The sequence below is a fragment of the Bdellovibrio sp. 22V genome (genome assembly GCF_030169785.1).
Taxonomy (GTDB): Bacteria; Bdellovibrionota; Bdellovibrionia; order Bdellovibrionales; family Bdellovibrionaceae; genus Bdellovibrio.
Genome location: NZ_CP125854.1, coordinates 3,068,303 through 3,083,034 on the forward strand (window position 1 = coordinate 3,068,303; position 14,732 = coordinate 3,083,034).

Consider the following 14,732-nt stretch of genomic DNA (forward strand, 5'->3'; position numbering starts at 1 on the left):
AAAGAAAAGGCTCCTTCGGGAGCCTTTGTTATTAGTGCAACGTTTCATTGCCGCAATGCATCTCAAGCATTCGCATTCGCACCAGTTCCGCAATCAGCTGCCCGTCTTCACCCAGGTCAGCCAGCTCTGCCGCTATCGATAACGACAGGTAAATCAGGTTATCGGCATCCTCTTCGCTCTCCACGCGGTCGCGAATCAAATCTTCCAATTCTTGCACGGTCTTAGACGTCATGTGCGGCCCTCTGAGCTGTCGAAATTAATGTGGTCATAAGGTAAGGGGTAAGCCAGATGTCCCGACCTACCCCCATAAAACCCCCGCCAGATTCGATTATGCGGCCCGCTGGTAGCCCATCACTCCTATCAGCGGTAACTGTCGGTAGGCTTCGTCAATGTACCATTCCGTATCGATGTCGCTGGGAAGTGCTTCCGGTAAGAGCTGAGCACTGCGGCAACCCGTTGATGTTGGAACAATCCCGCCTGTTTTGGCAACAAGCATTTCTTCCACTTCAGCCGTCGATTTATAGAATCGTACTGTTTTCCCCAGGTACTCGCTACCCTGCACAGCACCGCCCCCGTTCACTGCAACAATCTTAACGAACTTAGCCACATCTGAGCAAGCTCTTATAGTCTGCTCGATAGGGATACCGTTGCTGCAAAACTCCATCACAGCATCTGCGCAGATTTCGAATTTCGGGTCAATTTCAAGGCTGGATGTGTTATACATCCCTTTACCTTTGAACTTCCCGCCTTCTTTAACTGCGAAGTAGTTGTTGACGTCGCGGCTGAACAACGCAGCATAGTCAGTGTGCTCCAGCTCCAGCGTAGTTTCGCGCTGCCACTGTTCAATGATTGCATCCATAGTCGCTTGCTGGCTGTCGTGCGCGTAAGTTACAAGTCCGTCAGTGTTGGCAGATACGACCTGAATCCCAGCCAGCTCCAGACGCTCGATAAGCATAAGGATTGACAACTGTCCGGTAACTGTAGTCTGAATCAGCATGTGCGGTGCGTACAGAATTGAGTACGGGTCGCCAAACTTACCGAATGAGCCGTTGATTACGATTTTCAGAGATTCGTTGACAACCTTATCGCCGCTACGCTTCGCAGCAACACGGTCATCTTTAATCGTCTGGTATACCGCAACGAAGACCGGGCCTAGAGCTTTAGGATAGCGCCCGCTATTCAAAATAAGTTGTGGGTAATAAGACGTTACGTCATGGTCTTTCAGCTTCCAACCGTCACGGCTCACGTAGTAGCGCGACTTCTCGTTACTGTGCAAGCCACCAATACCCATCGTGTATACGGTATTGTTAATTGTGACCTTCAGACCTTCCAGCCCAGGACATTCAAGACGTGCGTCGAAGTTGATGTAAACCGGAGCGTCGACAACGTGCTTAAATACCTCACGCATATAAGGCGTCTGGAAGTGAATGAATTGCGGAGGGTCAAAGTGGAATGACGTGCCTCGATACTCATCAAGGTCAATCTTCTGAACCTTGTCACCAGTACGACGATGGTACTCAGCCGCAAACACCGCATCTGCAATCTGCGCATCCGACTTCGTGCGAAGGTCAACGCCGTATTTCTGACCCATCTTCTCACGTAGCGATATGCGTTCCTGCATGACCGGGTGCGCGTGCAGGATTTCGTTCGAGTTAAGGTCGTTCGCCCAGTACCAGCGCAGAATTGCAATCTGGTTGCCGTTGAGGTGTGTACCTGGTGCAAACGGAAGGTCTTGCATCTGGCGAATACCGCAGCGACCAGCGTACTTCTTCAATGAGCCGGAGCGAGGGGATACGTTCATCAAGTCGATGCAACGCGGATACATACCGATTGCTTTGCGGTTGATTTTGAAGTGACGCATAACAAGCCACGGCTGCAAACGCGCGTTAATCATCATCCCGACCGCTTCGTGGAGCTGGTACGTATCCAGACCCGCAAGCACCATCTCAACAATCGGGTTATCGAATGCCGCGTTGTTAAAGCCGACCGTCACGAAGTTATTCATTATCCAGCGCAACTTTTCATAATCGACGTCGCAAACACCTGGAATCTTCTCCATGATGATGTATTCCCGATTCTCATCGAAAGTACGGAAGCCGATTAGCGTATAGTTGGGATAAATTTCGGTATCGAATTCGAGCGGCGTGCCGTTGGCTGCGTGCCAGCAAAGCCGCTGGTCGTCCATAAGATTAAACCTGGTCGAAAGAGCTTCTTCCAGGTGAGGATAGTAATCATCGCGTAACCACACTGGGTCTGGTGGCGCACGCCTGATTTTGGCTTTCTTAGCTCTGGGCTTCGGTTCGTCACGCCAGAATAGTCCCAGAGCATCCTTGCGCATCTTCATGCAGCTTTCTCCTTAGCGCGAGCGTTACGGAATCTGGTAATCTTGCTCTTGACTGCGCGAGTTTCTGCATCACTCTCACAGTTCTTAAGAGCAAACTTTAGCGCCTGAAGATGTGTTGTGAATAAATGAAACGGCGGCACATTCTCCGCAAACTGGAACTTGCAGCACGTCGGAATTGTCTTCAGCCATTCACCTTTCTTATTCACCGTCAAGCCTTCGATACGCTGTGCCAGGTTTACGTAACGGCGCTCATCGGGATTGAGCACAGGTACGCCGTAGCGCGATTGGCTGTTACGCTTCTTCTGTACTGAGCGAATAACCCATTCATCAACGGTAACTTCAACGCGTCCGTCATCATGAGTATAAGGCCAGCACGAATACATGATACCGCCGACTTTGTATTTCATACTTAACTCACCTCAGTAGTCAGGCGCTTCAGCTCTTCCAGCAGAGCTTTAAGGTCTTCGGTTTTAACTGCCATCATCTCATGCTCTTCATCTTCAGCGCTGCGTATACGCATGAGATGCCATTCAAGTAAGTGCTTTAATCTGACGTTATTCATTCTGCATCCTCGTAGAAGTCACCGCTGCGGTAATCGCCATCCCACGAATCATCGCGAGGTTTGCATTTGTTCAGGTTGTAACGGTTGATAAGCTCGCGGCGAGCTTCCTGACGATTAGCTAAACGCTTTTCGAGCGCCTTTATTTCATCGTCAATATCTGCTAGATGTACACGCGCAGCAGCTTGTTGAATTTCTTCGTTAGTCATAGTTAAAGCCTCATTCCAGATATGATACCGCGCAGTCTATCACCATAAAAGATAGAAGGCGACAACTTTTTAGCATCGTAGCACGTCATGTCAATTTTCTGCGCTACACCTTTAAGCATCTTGAGCATCTGAATCTGATATCTGCCATAGATAGCCTGATTTGCAATCGTGTTGCTTGCACCTTCTCCCTTTTCGAAGTGAGTACGCACGGTACCGTTTTCGATGTAGACCGAACCGACGTCATCGCAGAACGGCTCGATTGTCTCCAGCGCACCGAATAAAGTGTGGTCAATCTCCGTAGGGTGATGCTCTGCCGCAAACAGCGGGTCTGTCTCAGGCCAGCGCACGTCCAGGAGCGTCGTATTAAGCCAGCGCCCTGACGGGTACAGGAAGGTCATGTTGTTCTGGTTGTACTGGATATGGGTCGGTACCTCTTTGATACGCAGCAGCTCCTGAACCGCAGCACGAGGAATGACAACCTCATGCGGGAAAGCTGAACCTGTCCAGTATTCGACGAAAATGACGTTGTTCGTCGCCGTCACGCAGCTACCCTTCATACGCACACCTGTCGAGAATGCGTACATGCTATTCGTGCCGATGAACGGCAACAGGACGCGGAAAGCGTTGATAAACGCCTCAGCATCCAGCGCAACAATCTCACCAGCCGGAACTACGTGCGGCAAAGGTTCGTCGATGCACGTCACGTTCGCACTGAAGCCACCAGAGCGAATTGATAGCTTGCCGTTCCCGGTCAGTACCATCTGCGTCGCATCACGGCAATTCTCGATAGCCTTAATCATTAGATCGGCTTTAGGCGAGCAGTTGAAGTCGAGCGCAATCGGACTCGACAACGAGATATTCCCGTTGTACGAATAGATGCGCCCGTTCTCAATCTGAAAGTGAGTCATCCCCTTGACAAGCTCACGTTTGCCAACCGCGCCTTTTACAAAGTGCAGGTCATCAAGCATAGCGGCTCGCCTTCAGTAGATTGAATGTGGTGCGGAATACGTGCAGCTGATTAGCAAACACATAATATCCAGCTGGCTCGTCCTGGTAATATTCTTCGCGTACCGATTGCCAGAAGATGTGATTGACGCATAAACCTAAGAGTGATTTTTTCATGAGAATAGCCCTTGTATCATTGGCTTTGGTTGGGATTTGATATTATCCCCGCCATATTTGGATTGCAACATTTTATAGATATTATAAACGGCCCGACTTTCCCGGCTGGACATGAGGCGATTAATATCAAATCCGGCAACGGTTATTTCAACGGTAGCCTCATGTGCTAATAAGCTAGGCACTGTCGCAATGTGCTTCCGTGTTACCTTTTTAGATTCGTTATCGGTCAGGCACAGCTGGAATCCATTGCTCATCATAATATCGCCGCTATTCGCTACGCGGAGCCAGTCAGCATTATCGTAGCTGTCCCAGTTGTATCTGTCGATTATGGCTGGTGACGACAATTCGAGCGCGTGCATCTTAGCCTTTGTTTCGAAGTCTGCTGCGACGACATAGTTCGTCCAGATGTGGTCAAGTATTTCAAACTGCTGACGCGGTGAGCCTTCCGCCCCGATGATGACCACATTGGAGTAATTCTCACAGTAGTGTTTGAGTAGCCTGACGTCATGACCGATAACGTAGACAGGTATTGGCGAAAAACCGCGAGACTCCATAAAAGCGAGCGCGTTCCACGTCTGCTGCTCATCCCCCGGATATGCAATTCCAGTGTACATAGCGCTTGTGCCGCGCTTTTGAATGACTTGCTGATTGTACTCGATAAAACGTAGATAGTCGTAGACATTACCTATCCCCTTTTCGGTGTAGCTAATAAACGCACAACCGCCAGCACGCTTTAGCACGTCAGCATTCTCGTGAATATTCCGGTCGTATTTCTCCCGGACATTGGCGAGCTGCAAAATAACATGCTGCTCATGCTCGTTGAGCTTATCGAAATTATCCTGACCAGGGCAAAAGCCAGCGCTGACCAGGTTGGCTACGTACTTAATCATTTAATCACCAGGTCAAATCGTTTAATTAAAGCATCTAGCCGATGAACCGTTACGTTGTTGAATCTGGCAGTCACCGCAAGAGACACGCCGTATTTTCGCATCGGCATCACCATTGCTTCTGCTTCTTCGCGAGTATATGCGTTAATTTCAGCAAAGCTGTAACCGTATCGCTTTTGGAGTTGATACAGCTCTGACGTAGTTAGATTGAGTTTGCGGCACAGTTCTTTGTGACCGCACTTCAGCTCTCTGTGCAGCTCTTTAGCTTTGGCAAACAACGCGCGTCGCTCATGTCCTGAATCTGGAATGGTGAAACTGTAATTGTACAGCTTACCCATATTCTGAATAGTCGTTGCGGCAACATTAAACTGCCGACCGACAACAGCTGCGCTGCATTTATGCTCTAAATGAAACGCCCTGCACTTTTCAAAGAATTCGTCATTGATGATTGCTTTCATATTCAAAAGCCGCCTTTCGACGGCCCTCCAGTTAAACAAGCTCAAACTTTTTGATATTCCATTCCTTGCCATCTTCAACGTCAAGGAATACCGTTCCCTTACCTCTGTCAACGGAATTTACTACAAAAATGGCATCTACTGGAACTTTATGCGCTGTGCAAAATCCAGCCCAAAAACCGTCGCGCGTACCTGCGCGACGGCGCACCGCAGAGCCTTCCTGGATAAAATAATCGGGCGCTACAGTTTTGATAAGCTCTGGTACAGCTGGCCCCGGCCCGGTTGGAGCTGGCGGAAGCTCATGCTTCCGCATCTGCGGCATCTTCGGCATCGGCGGCGCTACAGCCGCCAGGATGTTCAGCGACTCGTGGAGCGGAACGCATTCAGGGCGCGTGTTTTCGAGACAGCGCTCGATGCTGTAAATAGCTTCCTGCAAATCCTGTGAGCGTGTCTTATTGCCGCGCTGACCAGGTTGAATCAGCTTCTTCAGCGCGTGCTGTAAAGCCGGGTCGGTTAAATTCCACGCGTTAATTACGTCGTAGATGTCAACCTGAACTTCGACGCGCATCACTTCTTTGCGACCATCCGGCAGAGTGATTTCTTTCTTACCGGAAATTGTGCGGAGGTACTTGCTGCCTGGTGTGGTCATGATTATTTCCCTTTATGAACCGGAAGAGTTACGATGCGGTCAATTACCACACTGTCGTGAAAGCGAGCGGTAACATCGTCATTCTTATATGGCTCAATGATTTGATGAATATGAAATTCAACATGCACGTCTTTACTGGCAGCAATTGCGGCGTTAAGCGCTGCTGCACATTGACGGATTAAATCAGCTTGCATTTTTGGATTACCCATTTTACACCTCGTTGGTTGTATGTTGCTACAAGTTAAATATATCACCTACTTTTTCGATTGCAATAAAAAAGCTCACCGAAGTGAGCTTTTGTGATGTGTTTCACATCTTATTCAGCGGAGGTATCTGCGTCCCACGGCTGAACAGACTTAGCTGCTAACAGCGCATCAACGTCATCATCCTGCCCGTCTTCGACCACTTCAGCGTCAGCCTTAGCCGGAGCGTGCGGCACGTCGATATCCAGCGGCGGCAGCGGGAGTTTAATCTCGCCATCCAGACCGTGATACTTCTTCCAGCGAGCGTACTGGGTCTTCAGGGTATTGGCATCGTAACCGCGTGCCAGGCCTTCAGACAGGACGTACGCGACCGGAGCGTGCTGGCCCAGCGCAGCGCCGATTGCTTCAATCAGCAACCAGACGTTACCGCAAATGCTGCCGTCAGCTGGCTTACCTACGCCGTTCACTTTCGGTGCGCGGCTGGCAGCGCGACGTTCTGCGGCTGCGGCTTTGTTGGCTTCACGGTCAGCGGCACGTGCTGACGTTGCCAGAGCTTTCGCTTTGTGCATCACGTCAGAGATTTCAGCGATCAATTTGTCAGCTTCAGTTACGAACCCGGCGATTGCTGGCGCATTATGGCCCGCACGGAGGAACGTTTTCAGCGAACGTGCGCTAACTTTAGCTTGCTTTAACGCAATGCTTGCGTTTTCAGCCAGGTTGTCAAAATCTTCAACGGTCGGCTCTGGTTGAACTTCACCTTCGCCCGCGTCGTGGGTCAGCAGTTCCAGCTGAGTACGAGCGTCGTTCGCCAGTGATGCGATGATATCGTAGGTCGCTTCAGCGCCAGTGGTGGCGATAGCAATTTCACCGTCAATCTGACGCTGGCGGCGTTCGGTAATCGGCTTCGGTGCGGCGACCGGGGCCGCGATTGCGCCATCAACTACACCCGCGTCAACAGTCTCAACGCCAGCGGTTTCGGTAACGGTAACGGCGTCTTTCTTGCCTTTAGCTTTGGACGCGGTGGCTTTTTTCTCAGTCATGTTAAAACCTCAGTTGTTGTTTAAAGAGTCCTGTACTCATCGAGTGATGTAGATACTAGCAATTGCTTTTATGATATCAACCCTTAATTTCAACTTTCTGCGAAATAATCAGGTTGACATCGAATCAAAACGGAATGTCATCGTCGCTGTGTGGAATAGTGTGGTTAGCTGCTCCCCCGACCTTGCCATAACTCCCGTCAGGCAATTCAATAGATGTCTCAATTGGACGTGCGAAGTCAGGCTTCGGCAGACGTCCAAAGTTGGTACCCTCAAAATCAAACGCTTTTACTTCCGGGTATTTCAGGTTGGTATGAACACGAATATGCGTAGGCGTGCGAACACCTGACGAATTCATGAGTAAAAGCGCATCGTCGACAGTCGCCGGAATTGCGTCTTTGCTACGCGACATCCACCAGGTATGTGCTAAACGAAGCGGGTATGAGCCTACCATGTGTTCAAAGCAAACAACTTCGTTGAACATGCGATTACCACAATAATACACGACGCGCATATGGAACGGCTTACCGTGCCTTCCACCTGACTTCAGGCAGCTGATACGGTCAACTTCAAATTCCTCAATCACAGGCATGTCGTTTTTCTTAGATACAATCGCATCGTCAGCTGCTGTATAGGATAGCTTGACTTCAAAGCTAAACTCAGCTCCGCAGTCAATGCAGTACAGCGCCTTAGCATGGTTCTCTGTCCCGCACTCCTTGCCATTGATAAGCGCACAGCATTTCTTCACAGGCGCTCGCCCGGTCTTGTCACCCTTGCGCTTAGGATAAACCGGGTCGTTAATTGACCCCAGCGTGCGGATATTACGCGCGAAGTCGTAGACGTAACCCTTTGGCTTGTCCGACTGGCGAATTGCCTCTATGCGGCCCTCCTGTGTGCTCAGGTCGAAGCCTGGCGCATAATGCGGTCGCGTCAGACGGCCCACAATCTGCGTCCAGAGCGCGGAGGATTTGGACGGGCGCAGACCGACAATCAGCTTCAGGCCCGGATAGTCGAAGCCTGTCGTCAATACGCCGTTGTTAGCGACCGCCTGGAGGCGTCCAGACTTAAAGTCGTCCAGAATCCGGTCACGCTCGCCAGCGCTCAGCTCGCTATGCACAGCCTTGCATGGAATACCCATCTCCGTACATAGCTCAGCTACGCGTTCAGCGTGCTCAATCCCTGTACAGAAGATAAGCCATGCGTCAAGGTGTGAGCATTCAGCAACGCATTGTTGCAGCGCCGCTACCGTCACCTTGTCGACGTTAACAGCTGCTTGCAGCTGACCCAGATTGTATTCACCGCCTGAGAGATGCACGCCGCTTGTATCAAGCTCAAAGTTAACAGCACGCGGCACGACGTCGACAAGGAAGCCCTGCTCAATGAACCAGTTGAAGCATTCATAGTTCGACAGGTCAAGCGCGATGCGTTCAAACAGCGAATCTTCCTGACCGTAAATCGCCCCGTATCCCATACGCCAGGGAGTCGCGGTCAACCCGCCGATAGCAATGCGCGGATTCAGCTGCTCGAAATAGTTGAATATTTTCTTGTAGCTCGACTCGCCTTGCGGGTTAATCATGTGAGCTTCATCGACCAGGATGATGTCGAACTTGCCGAACTTATCCAGAGCCTTAACGACTGATTGCACGCCAGCGTAGGTTACAGGGTAGCAAGTTTCCTTGCGACCCAGACCAGCGGAGTAGATACCCATCGGAGCTTCGGGCCATGCTTCCTGTAACTTAGCGGCGTTCTGACCAATCAGCTCTTTGACGTGAGTCAGAATCAGAATGCGAATACCGGGCCATTGCTTCAGCAACGACATGCAGATAAATGCGATGACGTGTGACTTGCCTGTACCAGTAGGCATCACGATTAACGGATGCCCTTTGTAACCCTTAGCGTAGTGACTGAAAAACGAGTCGACTGCTGCTTGTTGGTAATTACGAAGTGCCATGATTATTCCTTATGATTTGTCACACGTCTTTTATAGTGCAGGTTAAATATGATATCAAGTGATTTGTTGATACTCACCACATCCTACTAACTGAGCTTCCTTCGGAATCGTGGCGTTGTATTTGTTGCAGCGCCAGGTTCCATCCGGGACAGGTTCGCTGAAGATGCAAGTTCGACAGTTTTTATCCATCGGCACACCATAATGACAGACATCCTTCTTATCACAGAATTTGCAATCGAACATTGCAGCCGACTCATGAAGTTTAGACGGCGGCTTTTGCATCATGATAATCTTTTCAGCACGGTCGAAATACTGGTGCGCTACCGTGTCTTCCCGTACAAGAATCTCCGCATATAGCTCGTCAGTGTCTTTGTTGACGGCGACATACAGAGCATACAGGATTGACATCTCGTACATATAGGACTGCATCTGTACATAGTGCTCAGGCTTCGCTTTCTGTACGCCGCTCGCCTTCAGCTTTGCGAAGGATTTGGAGCCGTGAGTTTTAAACTCAGACAGCGCTTTGTGACCTTCAGGCACGTCAGGACATCCAATAACGATACCGTCGCCGGAGCCACCCAGATGACCGCCCAGACGTGAGATTCGGAATTGATGCCCGTTCTCATCCTGCTGAACGACACGCATCCCGGCAATCAGCAGCATGGCGATAAACCGCCCTTCTTCCAGATGCCCGCGATTAAACAGGCGCAGAATACGGGCGCTGAATTTGGCCTTCTTAGCCCAGCGGAACCCGTACCATAGCTCGCGACCGCACGGACGTCCAATAAGCGATGCGCCCAGATGCGTACGATAGCCAGAATCCTCGCCTCGATAAGCATCTTCAATATGTGGTAATACTCGCCCAGACATAACGCGAAATGCAGCACCATCGTCGCGCTCAATTGCCGCGTCGATTGCTGCCAGCGTTTTTGATGCGATATAAATTGGCATGAATCCTCCTAAGAAAAACGCCGCCATTCGCGGCGGCGTTTGATTTACATCACATCCAGATTACTGCTGGTTCGCCCAGGGCATTGCGTTAGCCGGAGCTGCTGCGTCAGGCTGGCCTTGCGGCTGCTGTACAGGCTGCTGAGTCCAACCCGGAGCGCCACCCTGCTGAACCTGCTGCGGCTGCTGAACCTGTTGCTGCTGGGCCGGATTCTGCTCCCACGGCTGCTGCGGCAGACCCTGCTGAGCCTGTACAGGCTGCTGAGGTTGTTGCGGCTGCTGCTGCATCTGCTGCATCTGCTGGACAGGCTGCTGAACCTGTTGCTGCGGCTGAGCTTGCATCGGTGGCTGTTGTACCTGCTGCTGCACAGGCTGTTGAACCGGAGCTTGCTGCTGCATCGGCTGCTGCGGCTGTTGCGGTTGCATCGGCTGCTGCGGCTGCTGCATACCCGGAACAGCTACCGGAGCTGCTGCGGTCGCACCGCCTTCCGGCCCCAGCACGACGACTTCAGTCATCGGTGAGTATTTGGTGATGTCGTTCGAATCACTGTAGTTACCATCGCCTTTGCGCACTTTAACGCGGAACTTAAACGGGATGTTATGCAACATGCTCGTGTCGTTCCAGTTGATGATATTTACAGCGTGAGACAGCGCCGACAGCTGACCGTACGCGATATCAACAGCCTGTTGATTGTTGTTCTTAATGTTGAAGTTGGTAAACACCTTGCGGCCCGCGAACTGCTGCGGTTCAACAATGTTGACGGTCATCGCGATATACGCGCCTGTGCCGTCTTTGGTCGCCTTGATTTCAGACTTTTCGACCATACCCACATACCAGCCAGCGGGAACCGGGCCAGCAACACCCTGGTCAGGTGCAATCTGAGACGCGTCGAAAGAGAAGCCAGCCATCATTGCAATCATAGTCATTGTGAAACTCCTAAAATTTTGTTAAAAATCATACCCATGTGCGGGAATTCCGCTTCAGCAAGACGACCAGAGCGGTCTTTTGCTTCGTACTGCATATCCGGTTGAGTCTGGATGTAACGATACTTCGAACCATCCGGCGCACGTCCCATGCGCAATGCAAAAACTTCATCCACCAGGTAAGGCAGCTGAGCGGATAACTTAGTACCCGGCATCATCGGCCCCATTCTGTTCGAGCCAGTCAGCTCATCTTTGAACTGCTCTTCTTTGCAAACCAGAACAACATGCTTATTCGGGATATCACGGAACTGGCGAGCGCCATCCATCATCTCTTCGAGTAAAGCACCGTACGCCTGGCGCGGGTCTTTTACAAGACCTTTTGCGTTTTTCAGCACTACTTCAGCCAGCTCAGTCAGTGAGTCGAGCATGATTGACTGGAAGTATTGATGATTGTTCGGGTCTTTACACCACGTTAACGCCGTTGCTAAATCCTGCATTGTCTTAATCTTGATGACGTTGATAGGGTCGTAATTCACACCCCATGCACCTTCACCGTAGATTCTTACAATGTTCTCACGAGACAGTGAGAGCAGACCGGATTCAGCACTGATAATAATCGGCTGCGGCAGTGTTGCAGCCAGCATGGTTTTACCCATGCCAGAGCGACCGAACACCATACATTTGACGCCGCTGGTCGATATCTCCTGTGCTGTAGTTGAAAACATATATCCTCTCTTTGCTGCGTTACATATCTTTCGGGTCACGCACGCTAATGAAGGTCGGGAAGCGATAACCTGTTTTGCGCCCGCGAGGGAAGTGTTTAAACTTGCCAATCTTCCCTATGTACTGCTCTTGGGCGTTCCACATTAGCACACGCTCTTCATGAGTCAAGTTCCCTGGGCCTACTTCGAAGTCACCCATCTCGTCATTGAACATGATGATGTTACCTACCATGCCTTTGCCGACCTTGTTCGCCTGGTGCGAGCTGCGCTTCGTGTATCCCAGCGCGTCAATCGTCGCTTCGTTCAGGTTTTCCATCGCTTCAGTGAAGCCGACAATCCAGGCCTCTTCATCAACGAAGCGCTTGACACGCATACTCAGCTGCTCGCGCACCGTCGAACGACCATGCTTATAGCGTCCGGTTGGTGAGCGGAGAATCCCGCCTTCAATGCCTTGCTCTAGCCAGCGCTCTTCGTGCTCCAAAAACTCGTCCAGATTGTTACACAAGAACGACGGTACGATTTGAATGTGGTTAAAGCCAGCGCGATTCATGTTGTATACGTGAAGCTGCAACATTTCATAACGGCGCTCATACGGTACTTCAGCGGCGTTAACGTCGCAGATGTCAAACGCGTTAATCACAATCTCAGGCTCACCAGCCATAGTGCTCAATGCGCTTGACGTGATACGGCACAAATCTTGTCGAGTGATATCGTGCCCTAGCGTTAATTCGGAGTCAATACCCCGTAAGCTAGAATTGTTATATTTATTCGACGTACTGAAGAACTTATTATCGAAACGGTTCAGGGTGCGAGCAACCATAAAGTCTTTAGGATGCAGACCGCGAACACCGTCAATCTTAGGCTGTGCGAACAACGGGAATTTAACTTTCGTCTCATCCCAGTCACACGCCTTCAGTGGTTTAAAGCTCATCATTACCCCCAGAGGCGAGAAGCTGTTTTTAACATAGTGCGAATTCTACTATTGCGCGTATCGATATCGAGCTGGTCGATTTCCATGCGCTCATATGTACGCTTTTTAAAACTGGAGTCAACCTTTTCCGGCGCTTTATCGCGACCGATGCCGTGCAGGTTGCGACAGTCGTTTGCACGTATCTCGCTGCGGCGACGCTTCATGTGACGCTTAGCGGTCTCGTCGCACTTATTGTGGGCAACGTTCTTACTGCATGTATTCTGTGCATGACCCTTCATCCAGCGAATCGATACGCTGAGACTGAAACGCTTCTTGTACTCATTCAGCAGCGTGACCGTCTTTATACCGACTTGTGATGTAGCATTCTTCTTCCCGGTCAGCGCGTTGACGACGTTCTCATTGTCGCATTGAATCAGTACAGAAAAGTTTTCCCGAATCAATCCGCGCTGCAACCCCATGTGCAGACAGTTAATAACTGCAATAAATTCAGCATCATTACTGCTGCGAACTTTTTCGCGTACGCCACCATCAACCGCACCACCTCCACCAGTTCCGTTAATCCAGCCAGCAAAGCCAGCCGCGCCAGTGTCCGGGCAAAAAGATGCATCGCAAATCATGGTGCAACGGCCATAGGACGATGCGTTAAATTCATATTGTGCCATAATGATTACCTTAGTGGTTGCCGTCCCTGGCAAGTTTGATTAAGCGGTACCGAACGGGATATTATTCAGAGCAACTTGCGCAGACGGCAGACTGCTCGGCAAGTCCAGCGTGCGTACAGACTGCTCAAGTTTAGACAGCTCTGCTTCACAGCTTTCAGCAAACTCGTGCCGAAGAGAGTTCTGCTTGTTGTATTCGGTGAAGTCAATCACCTGAACAATCCACTGCCAGAAGTACGGATTCGAGCTGTCTTTGCCGCCAGCGCTGCGTGACATGCGGTCGATATTAATCGGACGCTCGTCATAGACGTAAGCGATTTGCGGAGCGCCATTGTGCGGGTTAACCACAATTACAGCATCGCCCAGTTGCAGGTCGGAGCCTTTCGCCGCCAGGTAGCTCCAGGTCTTGAACGGCGGGCGGTCTTCTTCTACGCGACCCACGGCGACCGACGACGGTGCGCGGTTGCGGCTGACGACATTGGTCGTGATAGCAGTCTGAGCTTTGGCCTGAATCGCCTGGTCGATGTTGTCGTAGTCGTAAACAATACGGACTTCGACGGCAGAATCTACAACGCGTGACAGATAGTTTTTGCTGATAGTGTTCATTGTAATGCTCCAGATTGAATATGATTTGTTTTAAAGCTGACCCGGAGAACCGGGCCGATTAAATTAACGTTTCGGTTTAGCAATCTTCATCTGCGGAGTACCCGCCGTGATGGTCAGGAATTTATCGAATTCCTTCTTCTGCTCTGCGTTCAGCTTACGATATTCACCGATGCGCAGTTCCGGCTTCCATTCGACTAGGGCGGCGACGTCGATATCGCATACTTCCTTCAGATGTTTAGCTGCCGCTGCGATTGCCGGGTCGACTTTGTAGTTGTACGGCAGAGTTGCCGTCAGCACGTAACCCTGTGCCATGCCGAATTTGTTAGTGCCTTCAACAGCTTTGCCGTCAAACGCCATGCTGAAAGTTTCGTCGCGGAGTTCGCGCTCTTCTTCTTTCGCGGCATCCAGCTTTTGTTTAGCGTTATACCATTTGGCGCTAACGTCGTTAAACTGTGCTACCTTTTGACCTTTAAGGTCACTGATTGAACGTGAAATTGGAGTTGCCATTTTGATGCCTCGCTTTGTT

Annotated in this window: 19 protein-coding genes; 1 reads left to right on the forward strand and 18 read right to left on the reverse strand. The window is 50.7% G+C overall.

Translation table 11 applies throughout. The annotated features are described in order from the left end of the window. Positions 1-31: 31 nt before the first annotated feature. The 9 genes from QJS83_RS14745 to QJS83_RS14785 all read right to left on the reverse strand — a co-directional run bounded on the left by QJS83_RS14745 (position 32) and on the right by QJS83_RS14785 (position 6,225). Positions 32-232, reverse strand: coding sequence for a hypothetical protein (locus QJS83_RS14745; protein WP_284605915.1), 201 nt, complete (start codon positions 230-232; stop codon positions 32-34). A gap of 96 nt (positions 233-328) precedes the next feature. Then, positions 329-2,344, reverse strand: a complete 2,016-nt coding sequence (locus QJS83_RS14750) for a hypothetical protein (RefSeq protein ID WP_284605917.1) — start codon at positions 2,342-2,344, stop codon at positions 329-331. Beyond that, positions 2,341-2,751, reverse strand: a complete 411-nt coding sequence (locus tag QJS83_RS14755) for a hypothetical protein (protein WP_284605919.1) — start codon at positions 2,749-2,751, stop codon at positions 2,341-2,343. The genes QJS83_RS14750 and QJS83_RS14755 overlap by 4 nt, the downstream gene beginning before the upstream one ends. 2 nt (positions 2,752-2,753) lie before the next feature. Next, positions 2,754-2,906, reverse strand: coding sequence for a hypothetical protein (locus QJS83_RS14760; RefSeq protein WP_284605921.1), 153 nt, complete (start codon positions 2,904-2,906; stop codon positions 2,754-2,756). Then, positions 2,903-3,112 (reverse strand): hypothetical protein, encoded by a 210-nt coding sequence (locus QJS83_RS14765; protein WP_284605923.1) that lies wholly within the window; start codon positions 3,110-3,112, stop codon positions 2,903-2,905. The genes QJS83_RS14760 and QJS83_RS14765 overlap by 4 nt, the downstream gene beginning before the upstream one ends. 2 nt (positions 3,113-3,114) lie before the next feature. Further along, positions 3,115-4,080: a hypothetical protein gene (locus QJS83_RS14770; protein WP_284605926.1), complete on the reverse strand. Its 966-nt coding sequence runs from the start codon at positions 4,078-4,080 to the stop codon at positions 3,115-3,117. Positions 4,081-4,230: 150 nt separating this feature from the next. Continuing rightward, a complete protein-coding gene (locus tag QJS83_RS14775) occupies positions 4,231-5,124 on the reverse strand; it encodes a hypothetical protein (protein WP_284605928.1) in 894 nt (297 codons plus the stop codon). Next, positions 5,121-5,579 (reverse strand): hypothetical protein, encoded by a 459-nt coding sequence (locus QJS83_RS14780; RefSeq protein WP_284605930.1) that lies wholly within the window; start codon positions 5,577-5,579, stop codon positions 5,121-5,123. The genes QJS83_RS14775 and QJS83_RS14780 overlap by 4 nt, the downstream gene beginning before the upstream one ends. Positions 5,580-5,610: 31 nt before the next feature. Further along, the gene (locus QJS83_RS14785; RefSeq protein ID WP_284605932.1) at positions 5,611-6,225 is read right to left on the reverse strand and encodes a hypothetical protein; all 615 of its coding nucleotides are present in this window, start codon (positions 6,223-6,225) and stop codon (positions 5,611-5,613) included. 14 nt (positions 6,226-6,239) lie between these two features. Here QJS83_RS14785 and QJS83_RS14790 point away from each other — a divergent pair, with 14 nt between their 5' ends. Further along, a complete protein-coding gene (locus tag QJS83_RS14790; RefSeq protein WP_284605934.1) occupies positions 6,240-6,407 on the forward strand; it encodes a hypothetical protein in 168 nt (55 codons plus the stop codon). 134 nt (positions 6,408-6,541) lie between these two features. Here the strand turns inward: QJS83_RS14790 and QJS83_RS14795 are convergent, their stop codons facing one another. The 9 genes from QJS83_RS14795 to QJS83_RS14835 all read right to left on the reverse strand — a co-directional run bounded on the left by QJS83_RS14795 (position 6,542) and on the right by QJS83_RS14835 (position 14,713). After that, entirely contained in the window at positions 6,542-7,468 is a 927-nt protein-coding gene (locus QJS83_RS14795) for a hypothetical protein (protein ID WP_284605936.1), read from the reverse strand. Positions 7,469-7,592: 124 nt separating this feature from the next. Beyond that, positions 7,593-9,416, reverse strand: coding sequence for a DEAD/DEAH box helicase (locus QJS83_RS14800; protein ID WP_284605937.1), 1,824 nt, complete (start codon positions 9,414-9,416; stop codon positions 7,593-7,595). A 54-nt stretch (positions 9,417-9,470) separates the two neighbouring features. After that, positions 9,471-10,367 carry a hypothetical protein gene (locus tag QJS83_RS14805; RefSeq protein WP_284605939.1) on the reverse strand — a complete coding sequence of 299 codons (897 nt, stop codon included), beginning with the start codon at positions 10,365-10,367 and terminating at the stop codon, positions 9,471-9,473. 60 nt (positions 10,368-10,427) lie between these two features. Further along, a complete protein-coding gene (locus QJS83_RS14810) occupies positions 10,428-11,291 on the reverse strand; it encodes a DUF669 domain-containing protein (protein WP_284605941.1) in 864 nt (287 codons plus the stop codon). After that, positions 11,288-11,965, reverse strand: coding sequence for an ATP-binding protein (locus QJS83_RS14815; RefSeq protein ID WP_284605943.1), 678 nt, complete (start codon positions 11,963-11,965; stop codon positions 11,288-11,290). Before QJS83_RS14815 ends, QJS83_RS14810 begins: the two co-directional genes overlap by 4 nt. Before the next feature lie 67 nt (positions 11,966-12,032). Further along, positions 12,033-12,944: an ATP-dependent DNA ligase gene (locus QJS83_RS14820; protein ID WP_284605945.1), complete on the reverse strand. Its 912-nt coding sequence runs from the start codon at positions 12,942-12,944 to the stop codon at positions 12,033-12,035. Continuing rightward, on the reverse strand, positions 12,944-13,603 hold the full coding sequence (locus QJS83_RS14825) for an RNase H family protein (protein ID WP_284605947.1): 660 nt from the start codon (positions 13,601-13,603) through the stop codon (positions 12,944-12,946). The genes QJS83_RS14820 and QJS83_RS14825 overlap by 1 nt, the downstream gene beginning before the upstream one ends. A gap of 39 nt (positions 13,604-13,642) precedes the next feature. Further along, positions 13,643-14,206 (reverse strand): hypothetical protein, encoded by a 564-nt coding sequence (locus QJS83_RS14830; RefSeq protein ID WP_284605949.1) that lies wholly within the window; start codon positions 14,204-14,206, stop codon positions 13,643-13,645. Between the two features lie 63 nt (positions 14,207-14,269). After that, positions 14,270-14,713, reverse strand: coding sequence for a DUF7173 family protein (locus QJS83_RS14835; protein WP_284605951.1), 444 nt, complete (start codon positions 14,711-14,713; stop codon positions 14,270-14,272). Between the last annotated feature and the right edge of the window lie 19 nt (positions 14,714-14,732).

Excerpts from the sequence above, each read along its gene's own strand:
- QJS83_RS14745 (WP_284605915.1), bottom strand. The coding sequence starts at position 232 with ATGACGTCTAAGACCGTGCAAGAATTGGAAGATTTGATTCGCGACCGC.
- QJS83_RS14750 (WP_284605917.1), bottom strand. The coding sequence starts at position 2,344 with ATGAAGATGCGCAAGGATGCTCTGGGACTATTCTGGCGTGACGAACCG.
- QJS83_RS14755 (WP_284605919.1), bottom strand. The coding sequence starts at position 2,751 with ATGAAATACAAAGTCGGCGGTATCATGTATTCGTGCTGGCCTTATACT.
- QJS83_RS14760 (WP_284605921.1), bottom strand. The coding sequence starts at position 2,906 with ATGAATAACGTCAGATTAAAGCACTTACTTGAATGGCATCTCATGCGT.
- QJS83_RS14765 (WP_284605923.1), bottom strand. The coding sequence starts at position 3,112 with ATGACTAACGAAGAAATTCAACAAGCTGCTGCGCGTGTACATCTAGCA.
- QJS83_RS14770 (WP_284605926.1), bottom strand. The coding sequence starts at position 4,080 with ATGCTTGATGACCTGCACTTTGTAAAAGGCGCGGTTGGCAAACGTGAG.
- QJS83_RS14775 (WP_284605928.1), bottom strand. The coding sequence starts at position 5,124 with ATGATTAAGTACGTAGCCAACCTGGTCAGCGCTGGCTTTTGCCCTGGT.
- QJS83_RS14780 (WP_284605930.1), bottom strand. The coding sequence starts at position 5,579 with ATGAAAGCAATCATCAATGACGAATTCTTTGAAAAGTGCAGGGCGTTT.
- QJS83_RS14785 (WP_284605932.1), bottom strand. The coding sequence starts at position 6,225 with ATGACCACACCAGGCAGCAAGTACCTCCGCACAATTTCCGGTAAGAAA.
- QJS83_RS14790 (WP_284605934.1), top strand. The coding sequence starts at position 6,240 with ATGAACCGGAAGAGTTACGATGCGGTCAATTACCACACTGTCGTGAAA.
- QJS83_RS14795 (WP_284605936.1), bottom strand. The coding sequence starts at position 7,468 with ATGACTGAGAAAAAAGCCACCGCGTCCAAAGCTAAAGGCAAGAAAGAC.
- QJS83_RS14800 (WP_284605937.1), bottom strand. The coding sequence starts at position 9,416 with ATGGCACTTCGTAATTACCAACAAGCAGCAGTCGACTCGTTTTTCAGT.
- QJS83_RS14805 (WP_284605939.1), bottom strand. The coding sequence starts at position 10,367 with ATGCCAATTTATATCGCATCAAAAACGCTGGCAGCAATCGACGCGGCA.
- QJS83_RS14810 (WP_284605941.1), bottom strand. The coding sequence starts at position 11,291 with ATGACTATGATTGCAATGATGGCTGGCTTCTCTTTCGACGCGTCTCAG.
- QJS83_RS14815 (WP_284605943.1), bottom strand. The coding sequence starts at position 11,965 with ATGGTGTTCGGTCGCTCTGGCATGGGTAAAACCATGCTGGCTGCAACA.
- QJS83_RS14820 (WP_284605945.1), bottom strand. The coding sequence starts at position 12,944 with ATGATGAGCTTTAAACCACTGAAGGCGTGTGACTGGGATGAGACGAAA.
- QJS83_RS14825 (WP_284605947.1), bottom strand. The coding sequence starts at position 13,603 with ATGGCACAATATGAATTTAACGCATCGTCCTATGGCCGTTGCACCATG.
- QJS83_RS14830 (WP_284605949.1), bottom strand. The coding sequence starts at position 14,206 with ATGAACACTATCAGCAAAAACTATCTGTCACGCGTTGTAGATTCTGCC.
- QJS83_RS14835 (WP_284605951.1), bottom strand. The coding sequence starts at position 14,713 with ATGGCAACTCCAATTTCACGTTCAATCAGTGACCTTAAAGGTCAAAAG.